Genomic DNA, 4,363 nt, shown 5'->3' with positions numbered 1-4,363 from the left:
AAGCCGTAAAAGCGTGACGCCGTTTGCGCCAGGTACGCTAGCGCACTCTTCGCGCACCATCTCTCTTGCCATAGCGTCTCATCATGGCGGAAAACCCCTAACACAGGCGAGTAATCGGCCATGGATCAGAGCTACTTCAATCAGCGGCGTGGAGTTTCCAGCGGGAGCACAGCAAGATGGAGGCGGCGAGATTCTCCTTTAACGCCGGCTTGAACCACGGCGTCGCGATAGCCACACCGGTGTGCAGTCTGCTGCCGCTCAAGTCAAGCGACAGTATTACCGAGTTTGCGGTCCAGATAGGTCTGGATGCGGATATCGGGTAGCTGGCGGTCGGCATAGGGCCGGATACACACTGTGCTGGTAAAAACCTATCGACGATGGCATTCTTGACCTTTAAGTGCGCTATACTGGCTGTTGCGGATTACCGCGTTGGTACCGCTGAAATGCATGGAGAAACGTTTATCCACCGTAAACAGTGACGGCTAGTCTACCGCCACGCCTGCATACCGCGATATAAGTCGCCATATTGCTACCGACACTGAACTCATTCAGTGGCAGGACGATGCACGACGTCAGACAACTCTACAACAGCGCGCGGTAATAAAGCAGCCGGCTGTCGGCCTGAAAATGCACACCACTCAGCGCAATTTTACACGATGCAACCCCCAGGGATTCCAGCTCGTTTTTCAATAGTTCTTCCAGACCTTATGTCGCAGTGACAAATAGAGAATTCATCCGGTCTCTTATTATTAATTAAAAAGAAAATCGTTACGCATTATAGCCAATCCTGCCCTATTGTCATAAAGTTGACTATCATCACAAATAGCACGGAGGCAGAATGAGTATTTTATCGCGTTTATTTATATGTACGCCCGGTGAAATCAATGCATGGGCTGCAGTTGTCGCATGTCCTATGTCCTGTCCGGGTCCGGCGCCGCAGGGTTGGCGTTTGATCGCGTTTTTATGCTCACCGACGCCGACTGTGCCTTTATCACTGCCCGTCAGTATCCGCGGACGTTATTATTCACCCCAGTGATACTGCCGAGTGGTTTGCACCTCACCACCCCCAATGGGCAAAGCCGCCGTGTGCTTTTTGCTGATTTTTCCGCGCCGCCACAGTCGGTTGAGGTCTGGGGGAATTATTTTACCGCTTATCCGGCGCCGAAGACCATCAATACCTGGCTTTCCAACTATCTTGAACAGTCGGTTATCCTTTGCTGGACGGGCGAGCGTAGCCACCGTCGGGTAAAACTCTTCCCGTCATCCCCCCGCTATCGTTCGCCGACGATTATCCTTATTTACTAATAAGCGAAGCGTCTTTTTTAGATTTACAACACCACTGCACAGTTGGTGTCACTCTGACCCAATTTCGGCCGAATCTGGTGGTGACCGGCAATGAAGCATATGCGGAGGATAGTTGGAATCATCTGCGTATCAGCGAGGTCGAGTTTGAAATGGTGAAGTCCTGTAGTCGCTGTGTTCTGATCATGGTCAACGTGGAACAGGGCCATAAAAATCCTAAAGGTGAGCCCGTTTAGCACCTTACAAGGCTATCGCAGCGCGGACGACGGCAACGTCTATTTCGGCCAGAATATTATCGTTCGCACCACCCGGTATCGTACAGGTTGGCGACAATATCAAGGTCCTGAGCACCAGTAAGCCGCGCCGCTATCTCGCCGGTAGTCTCGCGATCGCACCCGCGCCTTCGCCCCAGACTGCCGACGTGCCAGTGACCATTGTGTATCAGGACCGTCAATTTACCGGCAACCAACGGGATATTTTACTGGAGCAGTTGGAGCTACAGGGCATACGCATCCCTTACTCCTGTCGTGCCAGCATTTGCGGCACCTGCAAGGTGAAATTACTGTCGGGAAACGTTGCGCCGCTGACCGACAGTGCGACGGCATCAGCGCTGTGGATACTGTCTTGCAGTTGCCTACCGCGCGACGATGTATACCTGGAATAGGAATAGTGTTCGCGCGAGCGGCCCGGAGACCGATGACGCTTTTGCCAGCCTGATTTAGTATCATACCGCCGCTGCAAACTGCAAATCGTCCTGGCACGGCGTAGACTGCGGTCAGCCATGCATGATTTTATCAAGTCGCCAAGGGCTATCCGGAGGCCGTCCAGCGTCAGATAGGATTTGGTTAGCGCACAGGCGGGCGTTGTCGCCGGCCTGTGCGAAATGCTAGATTTTGGGCATTTTCTGTTTTAAAAAGCGCAAAGCCACCAGCGCATTGAGCACCAATTCAGCGCACATGGCATCGTTGAGTGGCAACGCCTAGCTTTTATCCTCAAATTGGTAATTAAAGTACGGCGTCGTTAACGCAAAAGTGCGTGCGCTCGAAAGCATCGTGGTCAGTATTTTCTCGCAAAAGTGCGAATGGAATACTAAGCCTTACAACAGATCAAGCATCATTCGATCTTGTTCAATATCGAAAAACCAATGCTAGTTATCGCCAGAGATGATCTTCATCCATTTACCTTTTATCACGTCGCCAATTCAGGTCCTGGTCGCTATATGGTAAACGTCATCTGCAGAGTAGGTAGTTTAATTAATATTAAGTTATCAGTAAATGAACAAAAGATAAAAAAAGATGCATAAGAAATATGCCTCCATCCCTCATTATATTGTCAATATTGGATAAATGTCTCTGACAATATCCTTTATCAAAAGTAGACCATGGAAAACAAAGCAAGAATAGATATGAATAATAGAAGCTAGCTCTAAGCCGCCAATTTTTCCCTGGCGGTGATAAGTGAATCGATACCAGCAATCTAGATAATCGGTAATTTACATTTTAACTTAGTGGATAATTTTCGGATAACTTCCGTGCCGTGCAATTGCAGCGATCTACTGCTAAAACTACCGGTTTAGGCACTATGTTCCAGGCTCTGTACCAGCTCTCGTCTCGTGGTGGTATTAATTGTAATGACGCCGTCTATATTATAGCGCACGAAACAATCGGCAACCTGGATCAATTCTTCCTCGCTCATTTCTGGGATATTTTTACCTATACCGGCACATATTTTTATAGTAGGATTACAGCTCCGTCTGCTTATTTTTATCGCCAATAACATATCATCCATCGCCTCGATAAATTACAGGATGTTTGTCCATGGAGTATTAAAGGATACGCCTTCTCCATGCAAATTAAATAATTGTCCCTTCCCTTCCCTTCCCTTCCCTTCCCTTCCCTGCCCTGCCCTGCCCTGCCCTGCCCTGCCTGAGGAGTATCTTTATTTTTACTGATATTGATACCCAGAACGCCGCCGAAATAGGATTTTTTGACATTCTCCACCAGGTTATCCACCCTGTGGTTATTGAAGCCCATGCGGTTTATCAAGGCCGCCGGCCTTCACCAGACGGAATAGACGAGATTTCTCATTGCCGGGCTGCACGCGAGGCCTGACAGTGCCCACTTCAATAAAACCGAAACCCATGGCACTTAAAGTGTCGGTGCAATCACCGTCTTTATCTAATCCTGTGGCCAGCCTATAATGGGGTTCAAAAGCGATATCCATACAGTTGACTGCATTGGTCGGTATCCGATTACCGTAACAGCTATTCCAGTGTGGTGCTAGCAATTTGCTTAAGCTGCCGAAAAGTCACTTCATAGTGCCGTTCTGGATAGAGCTGAAATAATATCTGCTTGATAAGCAGATATAACATGAGGTATCCCAATTCCCAATTGCAACTGGGGCGGCATTATCAATCATCGGCGCGGGAAAGGGGATCAATAATAGCTGTTAAAAACTATCCCTACGGACGAAAGCGCGTTGGCGCGCGGCGATAGCCCGTTTGTTCGCCCATCTATGCCCACGGACTATGCTTCGCGAGACAAGCAGCAATTCTCCGCCCGCGCCGGCCAAACTTAGTTTCCTACCCCTCCAGAGACAGTGCGGCGCCTCTCCTCCGTAGGGGGCGAAAAACCTCCGCAGCTTAAGCGTCGGCAAGCGCCTTGCTTATTTTCTCAAACAGATCCCCGGAGAGATTCTTAAGTGCCTTCAGTTGCTCCAGCGCCGCACGCATCAGACGCTGTCGCGGCACATCGTAGCGCTTGAGCCGAATCAACGGCTCGATCATCTGCGAAGCGACCTGGGGATTGCGAGTATTCAATTCGGTAAGCATTTCTACCAAAAAGGCGTAACCGCTGCCGTCAGCCGCATGGAACGCTGCCGGATTATTGGAGGTGAACGCGCCGATAAGCGCCCGAACGCGATTGGGATTATTGAGGCTAAAGGTGCGATGAGTAAGCAGCGATTTCACATGATCCAGCACGTCTTCTGCCGAACTGGTTGCCTGCAGACTAAACCATTTGTCCATGACCAAACCGTCATAGTGCCAGCGCTGGTCGAAATC

At 49.9% G+C, this 4,363-nt stretch carries 3 protein-coding genes and 2 pseudogenes; 2 read left to right on the top strand and 3 right to left on the bottom strand.

Annotation, left to right across the window (positions count from 1 at the left end; all coding sequences use genetic code 11):
* Positions 1 to 176: 176 nt before the first annotated feature.
* On the top strand, positions 177 to 323 hold the full coding sequence (locus tag BG74_RS12720) for a hypothetical protein (RefSeq protein WP_187202559.1): 147 nt from the start codon (positions 177 to 179) through the stop codon (positions 321 to 323).
* Positions 324 to 582: 259 nt separating this feature from the next.
* On the opposite strand, the gene BG74_RS20415 is transcribed toward BG74_RS12720, so the two are convergent.
* On the bottom strand, positions 583 to 702 hold the full coding sequence (locus tag BG74_RS20415) for a hypothetical protein (protein ID WP_439895654.1): 120 nt from the start codon (positions 700 to 702) through the stop codon (positions 583 to 585).
* 182 nt (positions 703 to 884) lie between these two features.
* Between BG74_RS20415 and BG74_RS03350 the strand changes: the two are divergent.
* Positions 885 to 1,966: pseudogene (locus BG74_RS03350) on the top strand (YcbX family protein).
* A 660-nt stretch (positions 1,967 to 2,626) separates the two neighbouring features.
* Here BG74_RS03350 and pyrD read toward each other — a convergent pair.
* Positions 2,627 to 3,673 (bottom strand): annotated as a pseudogene (gene pyrD, locus BG74_RS03345) (dihydroorotate dehydrogenase (quinone)).
* A gap of 270 nt (positions 3,674 to 3,943) precedes the next feature.
* A partial coding sequence (locus BG74_RS16340) for an aminopeptidase N C-terminal domain-containing protein (protein WP_244267223.1) occupies positions 3,944 to 4,363 on the bottom strand: 420 nt, incomplete at its 5' end.

The organism is Sodalis-like endosymbiont of Proechinophthirus fluctus (assembly GCF_001602625.1).
GTDB lineage: Bacteria > Pseudomonadota > Gammaproteobacteria > Enterobacterales > Enterobacteriaceae.
The sequence above is the reverse complement of the archived record's forward strand: the minus strand, read 5'-3'. Positions and strand labels throughout refer to the sequence as shown.

Bases quoted from the DNA above. Each gene is read 5' to 3' on its own strand.
- BG74_RS12720 (WP_187202559.1), top strand. From the start codon at position 177: ATGGAGGCGGCGAGATTCTCCTTTAACGCCGGCTTGAACCACGGCGTC.